General features: G+C 49.8%; 21 protein-coding genes and 1 tRNA gene. 11 read left to right on the plus strand and 11 right to left on the minus strand.

The window, feature by feature from the left end; all coding sequences use genetic code 11:
* From ACO064_RS13530 to ACO064_RS13565, 8 genes are all read right to left on the minus strand, one after another.
* Positions 1-1,272 carry a c-type cytochrome gene (locus ACO064_RS13530; protein WP_421827833.1) on the minus strand — a complete coding sequence of 424 codons (1,272 nt, stop codon included), beginning with the start codon at positions 1,270-1,272 and terminating at the stop codon, positions 1-3.
* Between the two features lie 259 nt (positions 1,273-1,531).
* A tRNA-Cys gene (locus ACO064_RS13535) sits at positions 1,532-1,602 on the minus strand.
* A 155-nt stretch (positions 1,603-1,757) separates the two neighbouring features.
* Complete coding sequence (gene rpsA / locus ACO064_RS13540; protein WP_114406514.1) at positions 1,758-3,545, minus strand: 30S ribosomal protein S1; 1,788 nt, start codon at positions 3,543-3,545, stop codon at positions 1,758-1,760.
* A 183-nt stretch (positions 3,546-3,728) separates the two neighbouring features.
* Positions 3,729-4,241 carry an HNH endonuclease gene (locus ACO064_RS13545; RefSeq protein WP_114406440.1) on the minus strand — a complete coding sequence of 171 codons (513 nt, stop codon included), beginning with the start codon at positions 4,239-4,241 and terminating at the stop codon, positions 3,729-3,731.
* A gap of 130 nt (positions 4,242-4,371) precedes the next feature.
* Positions 4,372-4,833 (minus strand): SsrA-binding protein SmpB, encoded by a 462-nt coding sequence (gene smpB / locus ACO064_RS13550; protein ID WP_138993052.1) that lies wholly within the window; start codon positions 4,831-4,833, stop codon positions 4,372-4,374.
* Positions 4,834-5,396: 563 nt separating this feature from the next.
* Complete coding sequence (locus ACO064_RS13555; RefSeq protein ID WP_421827834.1) at positions 5,397-5,993, minus strand: OmpH family outer membrane protein; 597 nt, start codon at positions 5,991-5,993, stop codon at positions 5,397-5,399.
* 86 nt (positions 5,994-6,079) lie between these two features.
* On the minus strand, positions 6,080-6,430 hold the full coding sequence (locus ACO064_RS13560) for a hypothetical protein (RefSeq protein WP_421827835.1): 351 nt from the start codon (positions 6,428-6,430) through the stop codon (positions 6,080-6,082).
* A gap of 4 nt (positions 6,431-6,434) precedes the next feature.
* Positions 6,435-8,870, minus strand: a complete 2,436-nt coding sequence (locus tag ACO064_RS13565) for a penicillin acylase family protein (protein ID WP_421827836.1) — start codon at positions 8,868-8,870, stop codon at positions 6,435-6,437.
* 204 nt (positions 8,871-9,074) lie between these two features.
* On the opposite strand from ACO064_RS13565, the gene ACO064_RS13570 reads away from it, so the two are divergent.
* From ACO064_RS13570 to ACO064_RS13580, 3 genes are all read left to right on the plus strand, one after another.
* Entirely contained in the window at positions 9,075-10,601 is a 1,527-nt protein-coding gene (locus tag ACO064_RS13570; protein WP_421827837.1) for a GH3 auxin-responsive promoter family protein, read from the plus strand.
* Positions 10,602-10,673: 72 nt separating this feature from the next.
* A complete protein-coding gene (locus ACO064_RS13575; RefSeq protein WP_421827838.1) occupies positions 10,674-11,915 on the plus strand; it encodes a 4-hydroxy-3-methylbut-2-enyl diphosphate reductase in 1,242 nt (413 codons plus the stop codon).
* A 162-nt stretch (positions 11,916-12,077) separates the two neighbouring features.
* Positions 12,078-12,920, plus strand: coding sequence for a sugar phosphate isomerase/epimerase family protein (locus ACO064_RS13580; protein ID WP_421827839.1), 843 nt, complete (start codon positions 12,078-12,080; stop codon positions 12,918-12,920).
* Between the two features lie 136 nt (positions 12,921-13,056).
* Here ACO064_RS13580 and ACO064_RS13585 read toward each other — a convergent pair whose 3' ends face one another.
* Entirely contained in the window at positions 13,057-14,598 is a 1,542-nt protein-coding gene (locus ACO064_RS13585; RefSeq protein ID WP_421827840.1) for a glycoside hydrolase family 10 protein, read from the minus strand.
* Positions 14,599-15,017: 419 nt separating this feature from the next.
* Between ACO064_RS13585 and ACO064_RS13590 the strand changes: the two genes are divergently transcribed.
* Positions 15,018-15,488: an Lrp/AsnC family transcriptional regulator gene (locus ACO064_RS13590; RefSeq protein WP_114406450.1), complete on the plus strand. Its 471-nt coding sequence runs from the start codon at positions 15,018-15,020 to the stop codon at positions 15,486-15,488.
* Positions 15,489-15,600: 112 nt separating this feature from the next.
* On the opposite strand, the gene ACO064_RS13595 is transcribed toward ACO064_RS13590, so the two are convergent.
* Positions 15,601-16,821, minus strand: coding sequence for a tetratricopeptide repeat protein (locus tag ACO064_RS13595; protein ID WP_421827841.1), 1,221 nt, complete (start codon positions 16,819-16,821; stop codon positions 15,601-15,603).
* Between the two features lie 123 nt (positions 16,822-16,944).
* On the opposite strand from ACO064_RS13595, the gene hpt reads away from it, so the two are divergent.
* The gene (gene hpt, locus ACO064_RS13600) at positions 16,945-17,472 is read left to right on the plus strand and encodes a hypoxanthine phosphoribosyltransferase (protein WP_421827842.1); all 528 of its coding nucleotides are present in this window, start codon (positions 16,945-16,947) and stop codon (positions 17,470-17,472) included.
* Here hpt and ACO064_RS13605 read toward each other — a convergent pair.
* On the minus strand, positions 17,469-18,704 hold the full coding sequence (locus ACO064_RS13605) for an NADH-quinone oxidoreductase subunit D (protein WP_421827843.1): 1,236 nt from the start codon (positions 18,702-18,704) through the stop codon (positions 17,469-17,471). The two genes, hpt and ACO064_RS13605, sit on opposite strands and share 4 nt — an antisense overlap.
* A 223-nt stretch (positions 18,705-18,927) precedes the next feature.
* On the opposite strand from ACO064_RS13605, the gene rpmG reads away from it, so the two are divergent.
* The 6 genes from rpmG to ACO064_RS13635 all read left to right on the plus strand — a co-directional run bounded on the left by rpmG (position 18,928) and on the right by ACO064_RS13635 (position 21,571).
* A complete protein-coding gene (gene rpmG, locus ACO064_RS13610; RefSeq protein WP_038121932.1) occupies positions 18,928-19,110 on the plus strand; it encodes a 50S ribosomal protein L33 in 183 nt (60 codons plus the stop codon).
* A 33-nt stretch (positions 19,111-19,143) separates the two neighbouring features.
* Positions 19,144-19,299 carry a DUF4295 domain-containing protein gene (locus tag ACO064_RS13615; protein ID WP_111626371.1) on the plus strand — a complete coding sequence of 52 codons (156 nt, stop codon included), beginning with the start codon at positions 19,144-19,146 and terminating at the stop codon, positions 19,297-19,299.
* Positions 19,300-19,440: 141 nt separating this feature from the next.
* Entirely contained in the window at positions 19,441-20,400 is a 960-nt protein-coding gene (ftsY, locus tag ACO064_RS13620; protein WP_421827844.1) for a signal recognition particle-docking protein FtsY, read from the plus strand.
* A 2-nt stretch (positions 20,401-20,402) separates the two neighbouring features.
* Complete coding sequence (locus ACO064_RS13625) at positions 20,403-20,759, plus strand: nucleotidyltransferase domain-containing protein (RefSeq protein WP_421827845.1); 357 nt, start codon at positions 20,403-20,405, stop codon at positions 20,757-20,759.
* Positions 20,731-21,105, plus strand: a complete 375-nt coding sequence (locus tag ACO064_RS13630; protein WP_421827846.1) for a HEPN domain-containing protein — start codon at positions 20,731-20,733, stop codon at positions 21,103-21,105. Before ACO064_RS13625 ends, ACO064_RS13630 begins: the two co-directional genes overlap by 29 nt.
* Positions 21,098-21,571, plus strand: coding sequence for a hypothetical protein (locus tag ACO064_RS13635; protein ID WP_421827847.1), 474 nt, complete (start codon positions 21,098-21,100; stop codon positions 21,569-21,571). The genes ACO064_RS13630 and ACO064_RS13635 overlap by 8 nt, the downstream gene beginning before the upstream one ends.

Raw genomic sequence — 21,571 nt, forward strand, 5'->3', positions numbered from 1 at the left:
TTAATAATGGCATTTTGAACACTCGAGGCCACCAATATTAGCCACTCGCAACGGTTCTTTGCTTCCCTTTTTGTGGAGGGCAACTAATTTATCGTAGTAGGCATTATCCTTCGTAGCAACTTCGGTTTTCCGGTGGCAATCTATACACCAGCCCATCGTGAGAGACGATCGCTGCTCGACCACTTCCATTTTTTCGATCTCACCGTGGCAAGTCTGGCATTGCACCTGACCCACGTTGGTGTGTTGGGCGTGATTGAAATAGGCCAGATCAGGGAGATTATGAACGCGTACCCATTCCACAGGACGGTCTTCTTCGATGGCCTTGTAGATTTTCTGGATTTCCGGTGATTCGCGTTTGATTTCACCGTGACAGTTCATACAGATGTTGGCCGACGGAATGGTGGCTAGCTTTCCTTTGTAAACACTGGTGTGACAGTAGTTACAATTGATCTGGTATTGACCGGCGTGTAGTTTGTGCGAAAACGCGATGGGCTGTTTGGGAGCGTAGCCCTGCGAAACGCCGACGCTGTAAAGACCATCGAAGGTTTGCTTGGTCACTACAAATACAAACAGCCACAGAACAATGGAGCGCAGGGTGCTGTTGCTGGCGACAGCCGACAGGTTGCTTTTCAGTCGCTGGAAGAACGGCGTCGATTGGGTACCTTCCGCACCGGGGGTTGGCGCAACGGCTTTTGACAGAACCGATACCAGAACCAGTAAAACGCCCAGAACCAGCATCATAACGACAAGCAGCGCAACCAGCACGGCAGTGAATAGTCCGGATGGGCTTTCGCTGGCCGGTGCGGCAGCCGCTGGCCCGGCGGTTCCTCCAGCATCAGCCGGAGCAGCCTTTGGAGCACCAGCCGCTTCTACGTGCGCCAGAATGTTCTTGATGTCATCATCGGACAAATCCGGGAAGCTCTGCATCACCAGCGGCTGGTACTTGGCGTACAATGCCGTGGCATAGGCATCGCCACTGGAAATGACGGCTTGCGGGTTTTTCACCCACTTGATCAGCCATGCTTCATCCCGGCGGCTTTTGATTCCTTTCAATCCTGGACCGATTACTTTTTCGTCCGTTACGGCGTGGCATTGCTGGCATAAAGTCGAGAATAATTCCTTTCCTTTTGCTGCATCACCACCTGCAGCCGCGGCTTCCTGAGCCACTGACTGATAGCTGCTGAACAGTGCTATCAGTACAATTACTAAAGTACTTATTACACTTCGTGAGTACATTTTAATCAATGAGAAACCGATAAAATCAGTATGCATACCTACTAATTATTTTCCATTAACGCACAAAAGTAGCACAGGAACGGTTTTAATCAAACATCTGCGGTTTGATATTTTACCGGGGGATTTTATTTATACTTTGTCTAAGTAACTGGCTTTTCTGCGCGAATTAATCACTTTGAACGACCCTTCCAGACCTTAATTAAATCTAAAAAAAATGCCATCCGGCAGGCTTTGAACCTCCTCGGATGGCAATTCGTATTAAAATAGTACTTGTATCTATTCGATACAAAGGAAGAGGTCCCGAGCGGATTCGAACCGCTGTAAAAGGTTTTGCAGACCTCTGCCTAGCCACTCGGCCACAGGACCCTTTTTGGTTTCGGAGCTCAGGAATTTAAGGGGTGGGAGGTCTCCTTCAAGCCCTCCTGATTTCTCAAATTCCTAAACTCCTCAACTGCTTTTCGTGCCGCAAACTTACTACAATATTCATTCCAGACAGCACGGCACTTCAAATATTTCAGAACTTATTCTCCTTTCGAAGAACGACCTTCCATTTGCTCTTTCAAGGCAGCCAGAGCATCGAGATCTCCGAGCGTAGCACGCTCCGGTTCTTTGCTGCTGGTGGTCGGTGCTTTAGCAACGGCCTGTCTTTTCTCCGGTTTACGATCGTCGCCTTTTTCCTGCCACGTTTTCGAGTGTGACAGCATAATGCGTTTTTCGTCCTTCGAAAATTCAATCACTTTGAAGTCAACCGTTTCGCCGACATCCGCCCACGAACCGTCTTCCTTCTGCAGGTTTTTCAGGGCTGAGAAACCTTCAATACCGTAGGGTAATTCCAGCGTGGCAACCTTGTCGTTTTTCGACAGGATCGTACACCGGTGAACTGAACCCGGCGTGAAAACGCTTTCGAATGTATCCCACGGATTTTCTTCCAGTTGTTTGTGACCCAACGCCAGACGACGGTTGTCAACATCCAGTTCCAGAACGATTACTTCCAGCTCTTCGCCAACTTTAATGAAGTCAGAAGGGTGTTTGATTTTCTTCGTCCAGGACAGATCCGATACGTGTACCAGACCGTCGATGCCTTCTTCCAGTTCCAGGAACAAACCGAAGTTCGTCAGGTTCCGAACAACCCCTTTGTGTTTGGTACCAATGGCGTATTTCTCCACCAGTTCCGGACGCGACCAGGGGTCAGCCGTCAATTGCTTGATACCGAGGGACATCTTGCGATCGTTGCGATCCAGCGTCAGCACAACGGCTTCCACTTCGTCGCCCACTTTCAGGAAGTCCTGTGGATTGCGCAGATGCTGCGACCACGACATTTCAGAAACGTGGATCAGACCTTCAACACCCGGCATGATTTCCAGGAACGCGCCGTAGTCGGCCACGTTGACAATCCGGCCTTTCACCTTCGAGCCAATCTGCATGCCTTCCTGCAGCGAATCCCATGGATGCGCCTGGAGTTGCTTCATACCCAGTGAAATCCGTTTTTTGTCTTCGTCGAAATCCAACACAACAACGTTGACTTTCTGATCGAGGTGCAACAGTTCGGACGGGTGGCTGATGCGGCCCCACGAAATATCCGTGATGTGCAACAGACCATCGACACCACCGAGGTCGATAAATACCCCGAAGTTGGTCATGTTCTTGATCACCCCTTCCAGCACCTGACCTTTTTGCAGGTTGTTCAGGATTTGCTGACGTTGTGCTTCAAGGTCTTTTTCGATCAGTACTTTGTGTGAAACCACTACGTTATCGTTGGCGTAATTGATTTTCACCACTTTCACTTCCATTTTCTTGCCGACGAACACGTCGAAATCACGAATCGGCTTCACGTCGATTTGCGATCCTGGCAAGAAAGCTTCAATGCTATAAATATCGACAATCAGACCACCTTTGGTCCGGCGCTTCACGAATCCTTCGATGACCAGGTCTTCGTCCAGAGCGCGCTGAATTTTCTGCCAGGCCGTAATGACTTTGGCTTTCTTGCGCGACAACACCAGTTGACCATTGGGGTCTTCCTGATTTTCTACGTAAACTTCTACTTCATCACCAATTTTCATATCGGGCAGATCGCGGAATTCCGAAGCCGGAACCAGACCATCCGATTTAAAACCAATGTTAAGAATCACTTCCCGGTCAGTAATACCGACAACGGTCCCGATTACTACCTCTTTCTCGTTTACTTGCGCCAGGGTGTTATCGTACAGCTCCGACAGACGATTACGTTCTTCGTCTGAATAACCGCTACCGAAACCCCGGTTGTCTGCCTTATCCCAATCAAAATCAGGCAGTGTTTGCGTTTTGCTCATAAAAGTTTGGTTGTGGCCCATCGATACATCAGCCCCCGGGCCTTCCTGGCTGACTTTTAGTTGATACATGGAGACACTGCCCCAAAAAAGGAGGTGCAAAAATAGTGAAGTTTTCTGGAAAACCATCCAGGGAAGACAAAAAAATGTCACTTCCCGTCAACGGGGCGCTGATGAGCGGGTTGCTCAGTACATTTTTTCGCGTTTGGCCAGGAAAGGCACCCACGTTTCTTCGAGGGAGCCGGAAAAGTCGCGTAGAAAGACTAGAAAAGATGGTTTGAAGGGTTTCTGGTACAATTTCATACCGGCTTCCTCGGGCGTAAGGTCGCCTTTCTGGGAGTTGCAGCGTTTACAGGCCGTGATGAGGTTGTCCCAGTTGGTTTTGCCGCCCCTCGATTTGGGCAGAACGTGGTCGAGGGTCAGGTCTTCGTGTTTGCCGCAGTACTGGCACCGGTTCCCATCACGTTTAAAAATATTCTGACGGTTCAGCATGACCCCCTTGTAGGGGAGATGAATGTAGCGGTGCAGGCGGATGACGGTGGGAGACGGGTACTCAACGTCCACCGTTCGCAGGACAAAACCCTGAGATTTGGCAACCAGTTCCGCTTTGTTCAGGTAGACTAACAAGAACGCTTTCGGTACAGAACAGATGCCTAATGCGCTATAGTCTTGATTAAGTACCAGGACTTTCCTACCCATAAACAATGTATCTGACTCCTACTTTTTCAAGCAAGTTAATGATATTTCATTATAAATGACAGGTTATTCCCGGAATCGTACGTATTTTTTTAACCACGGCCGACGCGCCTGACCGTCAGGCAACTAAGCATCAAAACTGTTCCCGGCTCATCTCCCGCGAAACATCCCGCTCCTTGATCGAGTCGCGTTTGTCGTATAATTTTTTCCCTTTGGCCAGCGCAATCTCCAGTTTGGCAAACCCCCGGTCATTGATAAAAAGCTTGGTTGGGATGATCGTCAACCCCTGATCGGTCAGTTTATTGACCAACCGTTTCAATTCCCGCTTCTGCAACAGCAATTTCCGGTCGCGCAGCGGTTCATGGTTGTTATAGGTTCCTTCGGTATACTGCGAAATGTGCATTTGCCGGACATACAACTCCTCTTTGGAAAATAAACAATAGGCGTCTCCCAGGTTTACTTTTCCCTGCCGAACCGATTTGATCTCAGTGCCCGTAAGCATGATACCGGCGGTGAAAGTCTCCAGAAAAAAGTATTCGAAGGAAGCCCGGCGATTCCGGATTTCGATGTGTTTGGCCAGGGTTTTATCAGACATAACTATAGTGTGGTCAATGTAGTAATCGGATGGCGGTTCCTTTCTTCTTTCCAGAACGTTCACGTGCTGGAAAATAGGTTGGTAAACCGACTTTTAAATACTAAATCAAAAGTACCGATTTGTAAACAAAAAATACCCCGAAGTAATCTCCGGGGTATCAAATGATTCCTGCATTATAAACATTTTCCTGGCGAAGCCGGTGTTTTAACCGCATCCAAAAAGATACGGCGTACAGCCGAATCACAGCCTCAAGACCCTTCTGTACACACCGGCATTCTCCAGGATATCTTCATTTATACACACCCTGCGCGTGTACCAACCTTTAAAATTATAACCCTGTCCTTCCAGGCTAATGGCCGTTATTTAGAAAGATTATCGCATTGAATGAATCGCAATGACTTGTCGATACATACAACATCACCCTACGTTTAACAAATTTTATGCCGTTGTGCTGCTAACCTTCTAAAAACCCGGCATGAATCTTTATTTTGTTGGAAAAAGAACATAAAAAAACCCCACTACGAACTGGTAGTGGAGCTTCGTTTACCGTAGTTGACGGGTTTTTATTTTTTGGTCTGCTTTTGCTGATATTCTTTGTTTAGACCGCCAATGATCGATTTGGTCGCATCCAGCGTGGTGTCTGCGAAGAGAATGCCGCCCCCTCTGGAATAGCCCATCACAAAGTCATACTGATTTTGCTTGTTGACTTTCTTCAGATAATCATGAATCTGATTGTACAGTTCTTCATTCTTTTTTTGCTCTTCTTCCGCCAGTTGCTGAACCACCCGGTCGCGATAGGCCACCAAATCCTGCTGTTTCTTTTGCAAAGCCGCTTCCGTAGCCCGGCCCTGTTCCATCGTCATCGTCTGAGCCCGTTGCTGGAAGAAAGCCACTTCATTTTGCAGTGAACGTCCCTTGTTGTTCAATTCGTTGTCAAGCTGAAACCTTTTGCTTTCCAGCACTTTCCGGGTGTCTTTAAAATATTCATAATTGGTCAGCAAAGAGTCGACGTTGACATAAACCGTCTTGCGGACCGGCGCCGATTTCGTTGTACCGGCAGAAACCGGTTCTGTAGTGTTTTTGTCAGAGAAGTGCAGGTAGTATAAAACTGCTACAGCAACCGCCAGTACGGCGTTCAAAACAAGGGATGCGTTTTTCACAAGAAACAGTTAATTAATGGATTAATGATTTTACAAAGGTACGATTTACTCGTTATGTAGCAATCTGATGCGGCTCTGCGGAGCATTCATTCCGGTTTGGCCATAAAAACCGCACGGACCTGACGGCCCGCCAAACCCGCCAGGCCGCCTGTCAAACCGCCCAGCAGGGGCGTGATGAGGAGCAGAAAAACCGGCGTCTTCGTTTTAAAAAAAAGCTCCGCCATCCGACCCGTCAGAATACCGTCCGTTTGCAGATGAATCAAAAACGCATAGACGAACCAGACTACCGCAATGCCTAAAAAACCGGCACCAAAGGCCCGCCAACCGGTTTTGCTGCGCCAGAAACACACCCCAAATGCCACCAGGGCAATGCTCCACCACGGCAAGAACAACTGTGCGACGGCACTTAACAAAGCGATTAACAAAAAAGGCAGCATAGTTTTAACGGGTCAGTTGAAGCGTCGATTGGATACGCGGACTTTTTTCAGTTACCGATTTGAGATAAAGCAGCTCGTACAAGTCCCCTTTTCGCCAGGTTTCGAGCATATTCAGGTAATAGGGACTGCCGGGATTGCCGGATTGGCCACCCGGAAAAACACCATACGCCCGAACGTCAGGTCCCGTTTGCACAATCATCCGCCACGAGGGCCCGGCCCGGCGCCCGGCGGCATTGACGATGCCGCGCCCTCCGCCAATCTGCACATTCAACGCACTAAAAGCATCCAGACCGGGAATCAGATGCCGAACGGACGTCCCTTTGTGATCGCCCCAGGCCCAGGTTTTGCCCAATGGCCCATGCTGTTTTGCCAGTGAATCAACCGTAGCCCGAAAGCTGCTGGTGACGACTTCCTGAATCGTTTCTTTGCGGTTTGGCGTCTGCACGTTGTCGAACCAGCGGGAAGTGGGCTCTTCGGTGACGAGTTGCAGTGTGCGGTCGGTATTCGGATAACGCAGAGGCCGCCTGGTATTATCCGGAAAATCGTCGGCCCAGATCCCGGCTTCCAGACGGCTGATCCAATTCACGAAAATGGTGCCGGCAATCGATGCCGTATCCTGCTGGTAGTTCCACTGGCGGACGGTTTTCAATGCCTGTTTTTGCGGATCGGAAAGATCTTTTTCCTGAATGTAGGGCAGGAGAACCGGCAGAAATTTGGAAGCCTGATGGTTATATACATCATTTTGCAGATGGCGCAGGCTGTCCACCGTCACGTTTTGCATCTCCGTCAGCCGTTGGTTGATCCGCATGCCCCGGTCGGTCGTTTCAAACTCCCAGTTGATATAATAGGGATAAGTCGGGTCGGTCGACGATTGGTTGGCCGAACTGACAAAGCCCCTCGGCGGATTTTTGACCCGCGGATTCTGAGCCGCCGGAATCCAGCCCTGCCAATCGTTTGCAGCATTCGTACCGTCCAAAAGAAACTTGCCCTGATCGCGCCATTTTAACGGAAACCGCCCATTCGGCGAAATCGCGATGTCTTTGGCCGCATTGGCAAAAACGAAGTTCTGCGCCGGAGCCACGTAATACGACAAGGCCGTTACATAATCGTCGTAGGTTTTGGCCCGGTTTAGCAAATAGAACGTCTTGATGCCATTGTCGACCTCGTGGGCAATCCAGCGAGCGGCATAGCCCGTAGGAATGTTGTTTCGGAATGGTTTGTCTTCGGGCAAATAAACCACCGGGCCGTGGTGGGTATATAATATGGTGTCGACTACCGCCGGTTTTCCTTTTACCCGGATGGTTTCAACCCGCCGACGTACCGGTTTCCACTCCCCGTCGTGCCAGTATTCCTGCCGCCGGTTATCCCGAAAACGAATCTTGTAAAAGTCCAGCACATCGGCCCCGACGTTCGTAACGCCCCAGGCCACGTTCTTGTTAAAACCGATGATGACGCCGGGCGCGCCGGGCAACGACACGCCGTAGACGTTCATCGTGGGTGTAACCAACTGAACCTGATACCAGATGGAAGGCAAACTCAGCGTCAGGTGCGGGTCATTCGCCAGAATCGGGTAGCCCGTAGCGGTTTTCTCCGGACCAACGGCCCAGTTGTTGCTGCCGATGCCCGGGTCGTGCGGCTGCCAGTTCAGCGCAACGTTGCTATCGGTTTCAGTAATTGAGGGCGGTTTTGGTAATTTGACCGGCGTAAAATCCCAGCGCGTGCCGACCGGAATGATGGGGTCCTCTTTAAAAGGATAATCCGGAAACAAACTGGCCGTCAGGGCCGGGCCGAGATGTTGACGGACGTTGGTCATCATCAGATCGTCGGCACCCGCGGCCAGCGTCTGGGTCATCTGCTTGAGGAGAAATGCCACTTTGATGGGCGTCCACGGTTCGGGGGCATATCCCAGCAACTTGTACTCAATCGGGTAATCAGCCGGTTTCAATTGGTCGATGTATGCGTTGATGCCCGCCGTGTAGGCTTCCAGCACCGATTTGGAAACTGGGTCATTCGACATGCCTTCCAGCGATTTTTCAGCACCATAGGCCATACCCAGCCGCCGGTTGTAGCGGTCGAGTTCGACCGCACGGTCACCAATTAGCTCCGAAATCCGTCCGGCAGCCGCGTGGGTTTGAAACTCCATCTGCCACAAGCGGTCGCGGGCCGTTGCGTAGCCCTGGGCAAAATAAGCGTCGTAGTCATTTTTGGCAAAAATGTGCGGAACATGCAGATCGTCGAACAAAATGGTGACCTCCTCCCTCGCACCGTTGACGGATATTTTTTGTTCTGACGACTGACCAACGGTTTCGGCATTCTGCCAGAATCCTTCAAATGGGCTCAGCAAACGCCCCAAAGCCGGAACACTGCCCCAGGGTTGATCGAGTGCAACCGTTACACCAATGGAAATGATTAGACTCAGCAGGGCTTTCAAAACTTTCATAGAGGGAACGGCATGTGCCGGATCATTCACAAAGAAAATTTATTCTTGCTTTTATACCAATACAAAGCCTCTAAACTCCCGGTTTTTTCAACGGTGGCAGTTTACGAATTCCAACGAACAATATCCACCGAATCAGGTTATGAAGCAAAGTTCTTCTAAATGCAACATTTTTAGTAAGTTTGAATCAGAATTACCACTCCACGTATGACCCTGCTGAATACGACATTGAAATGGCTGCTGCTCCGGCGAGTGCCGCGCATCAAAGCTATGATGGCGCATCCCGGCGAGGTTCAGCAGGCGGTTTTTCAGCAGCTCATCAGCAAAGGCCGTCATACGCAATGGGGCCGCCAACACCACTACGATTCCATCCGCACCGTCCGTGAGTACCAGGAACGGGTGCCGGTTTCCTCCTACGAAGACCTGTTTCCGTATATTGAGCGGACGATGAAGGGTGAGCAGAAACTGCTGTGGCCCTCCCGCATTCACTGGTTTTCCAAATCGTCGGGCACGACCAACGCCCGCAGCAAATTCATTCCGGTTTCGCAGGAGTCGCTGGACGAAAGTCATTTTCGGGGCGGCAAAGACATGATGGCGCTTTACATTGCCAACAACCCGGAAAGCAAAACCTTTGAAGGGAAAGGGCTGTCGATTGGTGGTAGTTTACACGAAAATCCGTATGGTCAGCACGGCTACGCGGGCGACGTGTCGGCGGTGGTCATGAAAAACCTGCCGCCCTGGGCGCAGTACATCCGTACCCCGCCCATCGAAGTGGCGCTGATGGACAAGTGGGAGGAAAAAATCGACCGGATGGCCGAAATTGCCGCCCGCGAAAACGTGACGAGTATTCTGGGCGTTCCGACCTGGGCGCTGGTTTTGCTGGAAAAAGTACTGGCCATAACCGGCAAGCAGAATATTCTGGAAGTATGGCCTAATTTTGAAGTCTTTATCCACGGCGCGGTGGCTTTTCAACCCTATCGGGAGCTGTTTTCCAACGAAGTTTTTCCTTCCAACGACACCCGCTACCTTGAAATCTACAACGCTTCGGAAGGTTTTTTTGCGATTCAGGACGATCTGAAGCGGATCGGCGAAATGCTGATCATGCTCGACTACGGTATTTTCTACGAGTTTGTGCCGATGGAAGACGCTGATAAGCCTTTTCCAAAAGCCCTGACCATCGAGGAAGTTGAACTGAATAAGAATTACGCGCTGGTGATTACCACCAACGGCGGACTCTGGCGATACCGCGTCGGCGATACCGTGCGGTTTACCTCAAAATATCCCTTCCGGCTAAAAGTCAGTGGCCGGACCAAGCATTTTATCAATGCCTTCGGAGAGGAAGTGATCATTGAAAACGCCGAAAACGCCATTACGCAGGCTTGCGCAGCAACCGGCGCTACGGTGAGTGATTATACCGCCGGGCCGGTTTACATGGGCAGTGGTACCAACGGCCGGCACGAATGGATCATCGAGTTTTCGAGCGAACCCAACCACTTCGATACGTTCCGCAAGGTCCTCGACCAAACACTCCGGCAGGTCAACTCCGACTACGATGCCAAGCGGTATAACGACATGGTGCTGCATCCGCCCATTGTCCACGCCGTTCCGCGGGGGACGTTCTACGAATGGATGAAAACCCGGGGCAAACTGGGTGGTCAGCATAAAGTGCCGCGCCTGAGCAATAGCCGGGAGTATCTGGACGATATTCTGGGCCGTTTGACAACGCTCTCCTGATGGCCGGTCTTTAGCCGAACGAAGCGATTCCGTCGGTTGTTCTTCCAATGAAGTCTGTCTAATTTTGCCCGAATGAAATCCTTCAACATCCCGGAGTATTACCGCAGTACCATCATCAGCCCATTGAAAGAACTTCGGCGGAAACGCGATAAGCTCAAGCGCGATTTTACGCCCACGATTCTTGATTTCGGTTCGGTCCGCTTCCGCATTGCCCGGCACTTTGGGTTCTGCTATGGCGTCGAAAACGCCATTGAAATTGCCTATAAAGCGATTGCTGAAAATACCGGAAAACGCATTTTTCTGCTCAGTGAAATGATTCACAATCCGGATGTGAACCGGGATTTGCAGGAACGCGGGGTGCAGTTTATTATGGAAACCTCGGGGAAACAGATTATTCCTTGGGAGGAATTGCGGAAGGACGATGTCGTAGTGATTCCGGCGTTTGGCACGACCATCGAAATTCAGCAGAAACTGACCGACATCGGCCTGAATGTCGAACAATACGATACGACCTGCCCCTTTGTCGAAAAAGTGTGGAACAAAGCCACGCAAATCGGGCAGAAAGACTATACCGTGGTGGTTCACGGCAAACCGTCGCACGAGGAGACCCGCGCTACGTTTTCGCACAGCAAGGAGTCGGCACCGACCGTGGTGGTGAAAGACATGGCGCAGGCGCAGCGGCTGGCGACGTATCTCACCGGCGAGTCGACCAAAGAATCGTTTTATGCCGAATTCAATGGCCAGTTTTCGCCCGGTTTTGATCCCGAACGGGATTTGCAGCGCATTGGCGTCGTCAATCAAACCACCATGCTGGCGTCGGATACGCAACAGATTGCCGATTTCCTGAAAACCGTCATGATTCGTCACTACCGTCTGCTGCCAGACGAGGTCGACAGCCGCTTTGCCAACACCCGCGACACGCTTTGTTATGCGACCAACGACAATCAGGATTCTACCTACGCCCTGCTGACGCATCCCGCCGATTTCACGATTGTTGCGGGCGGCTACAACAGTTCCAATACGCTGCACATCGTGGAGTTGTGCGAAGAAAAACTGCCGACGTATTTTATTGAAACCGAACAGAAAATTCTGTCGCGGGAATTGATCCGGCATTTTAACCTGCATACAAAACAGGAAGTGGTTACCAAAAACTTTCTGCCGGATCAAAAACCGGTCACCGTTCTACTGACCTGCGGAGCGTCCTGCCCCGACGCGGTGGTGGAAGGCATTCTTCTTAAAATCGTCTCTTTTTTTGCCGATGCCCACCCGGTTGAAACCGTCATGGCGGAAGTCGAACAGCAGTTCGCTTCCTGAAATCCAGTGGACAATCGCCATAAATGTCCTGCGATGACAGTAAAAAGCAAAATAACCGTACTTTGCATTGCCTAAAAGGTGATAACCGATTGTGCGTGCTTTACACGGCAGGCCGAGGAAAAACCGTAGAAATCAAGACCAGATCATAACCAATCAACCCGTATGTACACCATTGGTATCAACACATTTTTATTTACGTCGCCCTTCACGAATGAAAGCGTAAAGTGGTTTTCAAAATTTGCGGAATGGGGTTTCGATACGGTCGAAATCGGGTTGGAAGATCCCGCCAATGTCGATCCACAACTGGTCAAACAAGCTCTGGCCGACGCCAAACTAGGTTGTAAGACGGTTTGCGCGGCCATGGGACCCGAACGGGATTTCCGTGGAGACGACGAACAGCAACAAACGGCGATGACGTATCTGAAAAGCTTGCTGGATGTCATGGAAATCATTGGGGCTGAAATGCTGGTGGGGCCATTGTATTCAAGTGTGGGCCGTGCCGAAGCGACTCCGAAAGACGTGTATGCCGAACAGCAAAAAGCCGTCGTTAAAAATCTGAAAGAACTGGCCGCTTACGCCGAAAGCAAAGGCTTGAAAATAGCACTTGAACCACTGAACCGATTCGAAACCGACTTTATCAATACCGCCGATCAGGCCATCGAACTGGCCGATCTGGTGGGTAACGACGCCGTTCGGCTGCACCTGGACACGTTTCACATGAACATCGAGGAGAAATTTCAGGCCGATGCCATTCGCAAAGCCGGTTCACGGCTGGAATTACTGCACAGTTGCGGTTGCGACCGGGGTATTCCGGGCAATGATCACATCGACTGGCCTTCCATTGGTCAGGCACTGAAAGACATTGATTTTAAAGGCCAACTGGTCATCGAGTCGTTTACACCCGAGGTGAAAGCCATTGCCAAAGCCGCAGCCATCTGGCGCGACATCGAAGCCTCCGGCGAAGACATTGCCGTGAAGGGGCTGGCGTTTTTGAAGACGGTATAATGATGATTATCCGTTGATAATGAGTGACTTATTGAATTATAAATGTAAAATGAGGAATGCCAAATGTAAAAGTAGTTAGGCTCACTACACTTTTACATTTGGCATTCCTCATTTTACATTTATAATTTTTTCTCCTTTACTCCTCCGGAACCCGCACATTGACCTGACTCGGCACGCTTTCGTTGTGCAGTCGATCCAGCGACGTGATCAGGTACACATACCGGCCATCGGCTTCGGCGGTTCGGTCGATAAACCGGGTGGTTCGCTCGCCCACGCAAATCGCCAGAATGTGAGTCGGGTCTTCCGTATTCACCTTGTCTTTCCGGTCAAAACGATACACCACATAATACCGGGCTTTGTCGCCATCGGGTGCCGGGCCGGGCTCCTGCCAAAGCAGTTCTACGCCCTCGGACGTCGGCCGGGCTTTCAGCTCTTTGGGCGAAAGGGGCGGTTCGGGATCTTTCCAGGGCATCGGCGGAATCAGCGCCGGATACCGGTAAAAATTTGTCAGCAATGTATCACGAACGCCATTCAGATTATCCGTCAGGGATTTGGAGCTAAAGAAAATGCTGCCATGAATCTGGCTGAACTGCCGGTTGTAGTTCAGTTGGGTCGTCATCTCGTTCGGATCGTTCCAGGCGCGGTCACGCGGGGTAGAGCGGTTAATCCGAAATGCCCCCTGACCAATGTAGAGATGCCGGTCGAAACCGTTTTTGATCCACCAATCGACCAAAAGCCGGTACGGAACCTTCTGAAAATCTGTACTAAAATACACTTGTGGCGCAATGTAGTCGATCCAGCCTTCCCGAATCCATTTGCGGGTATCGGCATACAGATCGAAGTAGGACGTTAAACCGCCCGTCGTGAGCGAGCCTTCGGGATCCTGACTGCTGTTTTTCCAAACCCCAAACGGACTGACGCCAAACTTCACATACGGTTTCAGGGCCTGAATCGAATCCCGGAGCTGGTGAATCAACTGGTTGATGTTTTCCCGACGCCAGTTCGCCAGGTTCATGCCGTTGAAATACGTTTTATAGGTCACCTCGTCGTGAATAACCTGTCCGGCCACTCCGTACGGATAAAAATAATCGTCAAAATGAATGCCGTCGACGTCGTAATTCCGAACGATGTTGGTCACAATACCGGTCACGTAATTACGGACTTCGGGCAAACCCAGATTGAATAGTTTCCGGCCACCGTATTGCAGCATCCATTCTGGTCGGCGGAAACTGATGTGATCGGGCGTAACGCTGGAATTTTTACTGAATGTGGCCCGGTCGAGATTAAACCAGGCGTGAAATTCCATACCGCGGTCGTGGGTTTCCCGGATCATAAATTCCAGCGGATCATAGAACGGCACCGGGGCGCGGCCCTGCTGGCCCGTCAGCCAGAACGACCAGGGTTCCGAACTTTTGGCGTAAAAAGCATCCGCAGCCGCCCGGATCTGCACCACCACGGCGTTGATGCCCGCCCGCTGGTGCTGGTCGAGCAAAGCAATGAACTCGGCCTGCTGATTTTCGGCCGGCAGCCCCCGCACACTCGGCCAGTCGATGTTGTCTACCGTTGCAATCCAAACCGCCCGAAACTCCCGCTTAGGTGGAAGCTGGGCAATCGCGTCAGACGTTTCCCAAAAAATGCAGACGAAAAAGACAAAGAAAGCCCGGTAGTGAAAGCGCATGCGCACGAGATTGGTCAAAAAAGATGATGCTCAAAGATACGGAAGAACCCTCTCCCCTTTCAAACTTTGTTACCAATCGGTTTATTGCGTTGCCTCAGTCGCAGCCCCCTGAGTCAAAGCTCTTCCTTTTTGGATTTAAAGAAGACAATTGCTTTTTTTTGGGAAGTCTTTTCAGAAAACCGCCCCGGCATACACAAAATATTATTTGGAAAAAATTTAGGAACGGTTAATATTAATGTTGAACAGTATTTGGTATAACTATTGTATACAGTAATTTTGTAGCTAAAATTGGGCCGCAAAACCAATCATTATTTTACATTTTAGTAAATAATCCATATTTTTTTATAAAAATAAAAGGATTGTGGTTAATTTTGCGTGATCTCATATTGGTTGGATAAAGTTTTAAGGTCATCACTATTATGTCAGGAATCAAGCTCGATCAGATTGATCGGAAAGTATTAGAAATTCTACAGACAAACGCTAAAATCACCAATGCCCAACTGTCGAAGGAAATTGGTTTGTCCCCCGCACCTACCCTTGAGCGCGTCAAAAAACTGGAAACTTCGGGCATCATTCAGAGCTACCATGCGCAACTGAACCGGGACCGGGTTGGCCTGGGTGTTACAACGTTTGTGCAGGTGTCGCTGGTTGGTCATAAGAAGCAGGTAACCGAATCGTTTGTCAACGCCGTGAAGGGAATTCCGGAGATTATCGAATGCCATCACATCACGGGTTCCGGCGATTTTCTGCTGAAAGTCATCGCCAAAGACATTGCCTCGTACCAGGTTCTGATGCTGGAAAAAATCAACGAAATCGAAGAAGTCGCCAGCACCCAAACCATGGTCATTCTGTCGACTTTCAAAGAAAGTAAAGTACTTCCGATCCCTTGAAAAAGAAATTAATATCGAATAATGAATGTTGAATAACGAATATCGAAGTTTAAAAAGCGTGCAGAGCTACTTCGATATTCGTTATTCAACATTCATTATTCGATATTAAAGCTCATCCTCTCCGCGCTTTCCTCCGTTCTTCTCTCCGCAATTTTTTCAGGCTATCCAAACCGTCCTTGGCTTCTTTGTGCTGGCTGGATTTGCGGTCGGCTTTGTCAATGACTTCCTTGTAGTAGGTTTGCGCCTGGTCGTAATTTTTTTCCGCAGCCGCAATTTTTCCCAGACTCAATACCGACGCCCAGTAATAGGCTGCATCATAGGAGTTAGTCTGTTTGGCAAACTCGATGGTTTTCAGGTAATACTGCTTGGCTTTGGCCAAATCACGGGTATAATGCTGATTGTTGTACGCCAGAATATACGCTGCTGTTCGACCCCCAACGCCTTCATAACCGTCCATCCCCCGTTCAATTTTGCTTAAAATGCTGTTGGAAGCGGATGTAGCTTCGTTGCTGTAGCCGCGCACAAAAGCCGTCCGGGCATAATACCGCTCGAAATAGGGATTGTCGGGATACTGCTGCCACATGTATTTGGCCAGATCATACGCCTTTTCGTACTGGTTCTCCATGCTATAAATCTGAAGCAGGAAATACCGGGCCTCGGTTCGGGTATAAAAAGCGTTGTTGGCGGTTTTTTCCAACTGCCGAATGCCTTCCTCTTTGTTGCCTTTCGGGAAAAACATCAAAATCGGTTTCAAAGCCGGGTAGTTTTTTGGAATCCACTGGGCGTAGTAATTGAACAACCCATCGCCAAACAGCAGTTCGGGCGTCAGATCACCATTGCCTTTGCATTTATCAAAATATTTCAGGGCGTTTTTTCCGGCCCAAGTGGCCTTTGCCCATTTCTTACGCTCCGAATACAATCGCCCTTTGAAACCGTAGCCAGCCGCCAGAAAAAACGCGGGTTCTACTTTGTTTTCTTTATCGTCATACAACTTTTCGGCTTTTGTAATCGTCGTATCCAGGTAGGCCAGACACTTGTCATCAAAGTCGGTATTTTCGGTATTGGGGACAATTTTCCACCACTCGGCGAGGGCCATCAAAAAGTACGGCATCGGGTGATCGGGATACCGCATTTTCAGCCAGCGAAACTCTTTGTCGGCTTCGTAAAATTTGTAATTATACAAGTTATTGATAGCTTCCGCCGACTCGATCTGAACGTCGGGACGCTTCATCAGCATATCGTATTTTTTGTCAAATTCAGCCAGTGAATAGACCTGAGCGCGAGTCGTTAAGGTCAGAAACAAGCCGATTAGAACCAGAAGGTTTTTTTTCATTTTTAAAGGACACGGATATCGTCTTCTATCAACGAAGTTTTTGAATTTCCAGTTTACGCCACCAAAAGTTTTTACGAACCCTTTCGATGCCTTACCTTTGAGTTTCGCGCCAACGGCTATACCATGCTGACTATCAAAGACAAGAGTTTCGTTCCGTTTATTGATCAAAACACGCTGAAAAACCGCATTGTTCAGTTGGCCGAACAGATTAATGAGGACTACCGGGACCGGGAGCCCATGCTGGTGGTGGTGCTGAACGGCGCTTTTATCTTCGCGGCTGAACTGATGACGCACCTGACCATTCCGTGCCGGGTCACTTTTATTCGGGTCAGTTCCTACCAGCAGACGGCTTCAACGGGCGTTGTCAAACACATCCTGGGCCTGAGCGAGTCGCTGGCGGGTCAGGATCTTATTCTGATTGAGGACATTATCGATACCGGACTCACCATCCAGCAGGTTTCTCAGCAACTGCTGGAGCAGCAGCCCGCATCCCTGGAAATCGCGACGATGCTGTTCAAACCGGAATCTTTGCAGATTGACGTCGCCATTAAATACGTCGGTTTCGAGATTCAAAACGAGTTTGTCGTCGGCTACGGATTGGATTACGACGGTTTTGGCCGCAATACAAAAGAGATTCTGATACTCGCCTAACGGTCTACTTCACCCATTACGACATCGATCGAGCCGATGATGGCGACTAAATCGGCCATCATGGCACCTTTGGAAATTTCGCTGATGACCGACAGGTTGTGATATGAACACGACCGAGCCCGACACCGGAAAGGCATATCGGCCCGGCCGTCGGCCCGGAAGTAAAAACCCAGTTCACCCTTCGGAATTTCGCCCCGGATGTAAAACTCCTGCGCTTTCGGACGGATTTTTTTGGGCGCCATCGCCTGCGGATCAAAATCCCGGGTGCGTTTCAGATCGCCCGTCAGCCGCGCCAGGCATTGTTCGGCAATTTTCACCGACTCCCAACATTCCAGCACGCGCACATAATTGCGGTCCCAGCAGTCACCCAGCGTCCCGACGGTTCCTTCACCAATCGGAATGTCAAAATCCAGCTCAGGATACACGGAATAGGCATCGACCCGGCGCAGATCGTAGCGCAAACCCGATGCCCGCAAAACCGGCCCTGAACAGCCGTAATTGATGGCCACCGGCAACGGCAACACGCCCACATGAGCGGTTCGTTTCACGAAAATCTTGTTTTCGATCACCAGTTGCTGCAATTCCACCAGTTTCGGTTTCAGGTAAGTCAGAAACTCCTGACACCGTTCTTCAAAACCAACCGGCAAATCGTAATATAAACCGCCAATCCAGATGTAATTATAGAGCATCCGCGCCCCGCTGACCCATTCCAGCAACCGTTGGAGGTGCTCGCGGTCGCGCATCATCCACAGAAACGGCGTGTAGGCGCCAATGTCCAGCGCGTAGGTTCCAATGGCCACGAAGTGCGACGCCAGTCGGTTTAGTTCCGAAACCAGCACCCGGATGTATTCGATCCGGCGGCCGTTGGGCGTCGTCAGCAGTTCCTTGTCGATCCCCAGCATCCGCTCGACGCCCATGCAAAAGACGTGCTCGCTGTTCATGGCAGCCATATAATCCAGGCGGTCGACAAACGGCAGGATCTGGTTATACGGCAAGGCTTCGGCGTGTTTCTCGAAACAGCGGTGCAGATAGCCCAAATGCGGCACGACATCGACAATAATCTCGCCATCGGTGACGATTTCCAACCGGAGAACACCGTGCGTCGAGGGGTGTTGTGGCCCCATGTTCAGAATCATCTCGCCGGAGCCGAGTTCATCGAGCGTATATTTATTCGGCTCGGAAGCCTGAAACACGCCGGGCTGGTAGTCGTATTGGATGGTTTGTGTGGTCATCGTCCGTCAAAGGTCGGCAGGAGACGTTCAAAAGTCAAACCCGGCAGGGTTTTCGGTATACGGTTTTCAGTTTACGTTGGCTGACGCAAGTTTAGGATGAATGCGTCAGCCACCGTAAACTGAAAACCATATACCGACTCAACAATTATTTCGCTATCAACCATTGTGGTTTTTAAGACTTTATCTTACCTTTGCGTTCCTGTTTGAGAAAATATTTACAGCAATGGCTAAGAAAGGCAATAGAATTCAGGTGATTTTGGAGTGTACGGAGCAGAAGGATACGAATGTACCGGGTACTTCACGCTACATCACCACCAAAAACCGTAAGAATACGCCAAGCCGGATCGAACTGAAAAAGTACAATCCGAACTTGAAACGCGTAACCGTACACAAAGAAATTAAATAATTGTAACCGCGGGACTGTTCCCGACGATCCAAGATGGCAAAGAAAGTTGTTGCAACCCTGAAGAAGGAAGGTGGCGGTAAGAACTTCGCGAAGATTATCAAAGCCGTGAAGTCGCCGAAAACCGGTGCCTACACCTTTAGAGAAGAAATGGTCCCGCTGGAAGAAGTACAAGCCGCGTTGAAAGGCTAGTTTTTCCGGTTTTATGGTACAGCGAAAGTCCCCTTTGTGGGACTTTTTTGTTTGTATCTTTGTTCGACAAAACAGACACGAGGCTGTATACGTACGAATCGCCGTCTGTAGTCTGCCATCCAACGTTCTAACGACAAAGAAATGGGTCTGTTTGATTTTTTCTCGAAGGAAAAAAAAGAATCACTCGATAAAGGGCTGGAGAAGTCCAAAGAAAGTTTTTTCTCGAAACTCAACCGCGCCGTCGTTGGCAAATCGACGGTCGATGAGCAGGTTCTGGACGAACTGGAAGAAGTCCTGATTACGTCGGATGTGGGCGTTGGCACCACCGTGAAAATCATCCGGCGCATCGAAGACCGCGTTGCCCGGGATAAATACGTCAGCACCAGCGAACTCGATACCATCCTGCGGGAAGAAATTGCCGCCTTGCTGGCTGAAAATAAATCGGAGGATGTTGACGAGGATTTTTCGTTGCCTGCCGGCAAAAAACCGTACGTGATCATGGTCGTGGGCGTCAACGGCGTGGGCAAAACCACCACCATCGGCAAACTGGCCTCGCAGTTTCACCAGCGCGGCTATAAAGTAGTATTGGGCGCGGGCGATACGTTCCGGGCAGCCGCCGTTACGCAATTGAAACTGTGGGGACAGCGCGTTGGCGTTCCGGTGATTGAACACGGCATGAACACCGACCCCTCAGCCGTGGCTTTCGATGCCGTTAAAAAAGCCGTAGATATGAACGCCGATGTGGTGATTATTGACACCGCAGGGCGTTTGCACACGAAGGTGAATTTGATGAACGAGCTATCGAAAATCAAACGCGTTGTGCAGAAATTCCTGCCCGAAGCGCCCCACGAGGTTTTGCTGGTACTCGACGGGTCGACCGGCCAGAATGCGTTTATTCAGGCCACGGAGTTTACCAAAGCGACGGATGTGACGGCACTGGCCATCACGAAGTTAGACGGAACGGCCAAAGGCGGTGTGGTGATCGGTATTTCGGATCAGTTCAAGATTCCGGTGAAGTACATTGGTGTGGGTGAAAAAATCGAAGATTTGCAGACCTTCCACAAGATGGAGTTCGTGGATTCGTTTTTTAAGAAAATCTGACAATGACTGTTGTAACCGATTTAGAGGCTGTTAATCGCGAAGTGACCGACATCATGAAACGGCACTACGGCGATCGGCTGGCTAAAATTTTGCTATTCGGTTCCTATGCCCGGGGCGATTTTAACGAAGAATCGGATGTAGATTATTTGGTGTTACTGGACGAAGAAAACGTTTCCCCCTTTAAGGAAGTCGCCACGACCGTTGCTGATCGAAACGCGTATTATCTCGAAACATTAATTGCCATCTCAGCGGTTGTAATCTCTCATAGTCAATTCCTTACCTCAAACCGCTTTTTTTTCAGAGAGGTCAGAAAAGACGGAAAATGTATCTATGAGCGAGGATTTACAACTAGCTGTTAAGAAAGCTGAAGCCTATCTGGCAAATGCTAGAACACTCGTGTTGACAGATTTTCCACTTGGTGCTGTTACATCCAGTTATTACAGCTTTTTCTGGCTCATACGTGGTCTACTTTCTGATAAAAACGTCCTTACAAAACGACATTCTGCCACTCGCGAAATGTTCTCCCTGCATTTTATAAAGTCAGGTGAAATACCTGAGCGATTCAAAGATGATTTGAATCTGCTATTTGACCGTCGCCAAATAGCAGATTATGACCTGGAGGGCGATTTTCCTCTTGAGGAAATCAATGATTTGATCATAAGATCCGAAAATTTCCTTCATTTTGTCAAAGAGAAATATGCCTGATAATCAACTCTCCAACATTCTAAAACCATCTTTGCTCCTGCTGGCATTCACCCTTTTCGTCGCCTGCAAACCCAGCCAGAACAGCAAGTCATTTCAGGGCATTTGCGGAACGGTTCTATTCAAATCCGGCAACCACATGCCCGGCCCCGACCGTCCGCAGCCGAAAGGCCAGCCCGCCGTTCGGGAGGTTTTAATTTATGAATTGACGAAAATTGACCAGACCGCAGCCACCGACGACGGCTTTTACTCCAAAATCAACACCCGGCTCATCAAAAAAATCAAATCCGATCAAGACGGAAAATTTTGCGTCAGTCTGCCCGCCGGAAGTTATTCCGTTTTTGTACAGGAAGAAAAAGGCTTATACGCCAACCTCTCCGACGGCCAAAACAACATTTTTCCGGTAACGGTGGAGAAAAACCGCCGGTCCACAATCGCATTTGATATTTCGTACCAGGCGGTATTTTAA

Source organism: Larkinella sp. (assembly GCF_965227735.1).
Lineage (GTDB): Bacteria > Bacteroidota > Bacteroidia > Cytophagales > Spirosomataceae > Larkinella.

What these genes read in the sequence shown, in the direction of transcription:
- ACO064_RS13630 (WP_421827846.1), top strand. Translation starts at nt 20,731, where the DNA reads ATGAGCGAGGATTTACAACTAGCTGTTAAGAAAGCTGAAGCCTATCTG.
- rpsA (WP_114406514.1), bottom strand. Translation starts at nt 3,545, where the DNA reads ATGAGCAAAACGCAAACACTGCCTGATTTTGATTGGGATAAGGCAGAC.
- ACO064_RS13565 (WP_421827836.1), bottom strand. Translation starts at nt 8,870, where the DNA reads ATGAAAGTTTTGAAAGCCCTGCTGAGTCTAATCATTTCCATTGGTGTA.
- rpmG (WP_038121932.1), top strand. Translation starts at nt 18,928, where the DNA reads ATGGCTAAGAAAGGCAATAGAATTCAGGTGATTTTGGAGTGTACGGAG.
- ACO064_RS13635 (WP_421827847.1), top strand. Translation starts at nt 21,098, where the DNA reads ATGCCTGATAATCAACTCTCCAACATTCTAAAACCATCTTTGCTCCTG.
- ACO064_RS13575 (WP_421827838.1), top strand. Translation starts at nt 10,674, where the DNA reads ATGAAATCCTTCAACATCCCGGAGTATTACCGCAGTACCATCATCAGC.
- ACO064_RS13590 (WP_114406450.1), top strand. Translation starts at nt 15,018, where the DNA reads ATGTCAGGAATCAAGCTCGATCAGATTGATCGGAAAGTATTAGAAATT.
- ACO064_RS13595 (WP_421827841.1), bottom strand. Translation starts at nt 16,821, where the DNA reads ATGAAAAAAAACCTTCTGGTTCTAATCGGCTTGTTTCTGACCTTAACG.
- ACO064_RS13570 (WP_421827837.1), top strand. Translation starts at nt 9,075, where the DNA reads ATGACCCTGCTGAATACGACATTGAAATGGCTGCTGCTCCGGCGAGTG.
- ACO064_RS13580 (WP_421827839.1), top strand. Translation starts at nt 12,078, where the DNA reads ATGTACACCATTGGTATCAACACATTTTTATTTACGTCGCCCTTCACG.
- ACO064_RS13605 (WP_421827843.1), bottom strand. Translation starts at nt 18,704, where the DNA reads ATGACCACACAAACCATCCAATACGACTACCAGCCCGGCGTGTTTCAG.
- ACO064_RS13545 (WP_114406440.1), bottom strand. Translation starts at nt 4,241, where the DNA reads ATGGGTAGGAAAGTCCTGGTACTTAATCAAGACTATAGCGCATTAGGC.
- ACO064_RS13625 (WP_421827845.1), top strand. Translation starts at nt 20,403, where the DNA reads ATGACTGTTGTAACCGATTTAGAGGCTGTTAATCGCGAAGTGACCGAC.
- ftsY (WP_421827844.1), top strand. Translation starts at nt 19,441, where the DNA reads ATGGGTCTGTTTGATTTTTTCTCGAAGGAAAAAAAAGAATCACTCGAT.
- ACO064_RS13585 (WP_421827840.1), bottom strand. Translation starts at nt 14,598, where the DNA reads ATGCGCTTTCACTACCGGGCTTTCTTTGTCTTTTTCGTCTGCATTTTT.
- ACO064_RS13530 (WP_421827833.1), bottom strand. Translation starts at nt 1,272, where the DNA reads ATGCATACTGATTTTATCGGTTTCTCATTGATTAAAATGTACTCACGA.
- hpt (WP_421827842.1), top strand. Translation starts at nt 16,945, where the DNA reads ATGCTGACTATCAAAGACAAGAGTTTCGTTCCGTTTATTGATCAAAAC.
- ACO064_RS13560 (WP_421827835.1), bottom strand. Translation starts at nt 6,430, where the DNA reads ATGCTGCCTTTTTTGTTAATCGCTTTGTTAAGTGCCGTCGCACAGTTG.
- smpB (WP_138993052.1), bottom strand. Translation starts at nt 4,833, where the DNA reads ATGTCTGATAAAACCCTGGCCAAACACATCGAAATCCGGAATCGCCGG.
- ACO064_RS13615 (WP_111626371.1), top strand. Translation starts at nt 19,144, where the DNA reads ATGGCAAAGAAAGTTGTTGCAACCCTGAAGAAGGAAGGTGGCGGTAAG.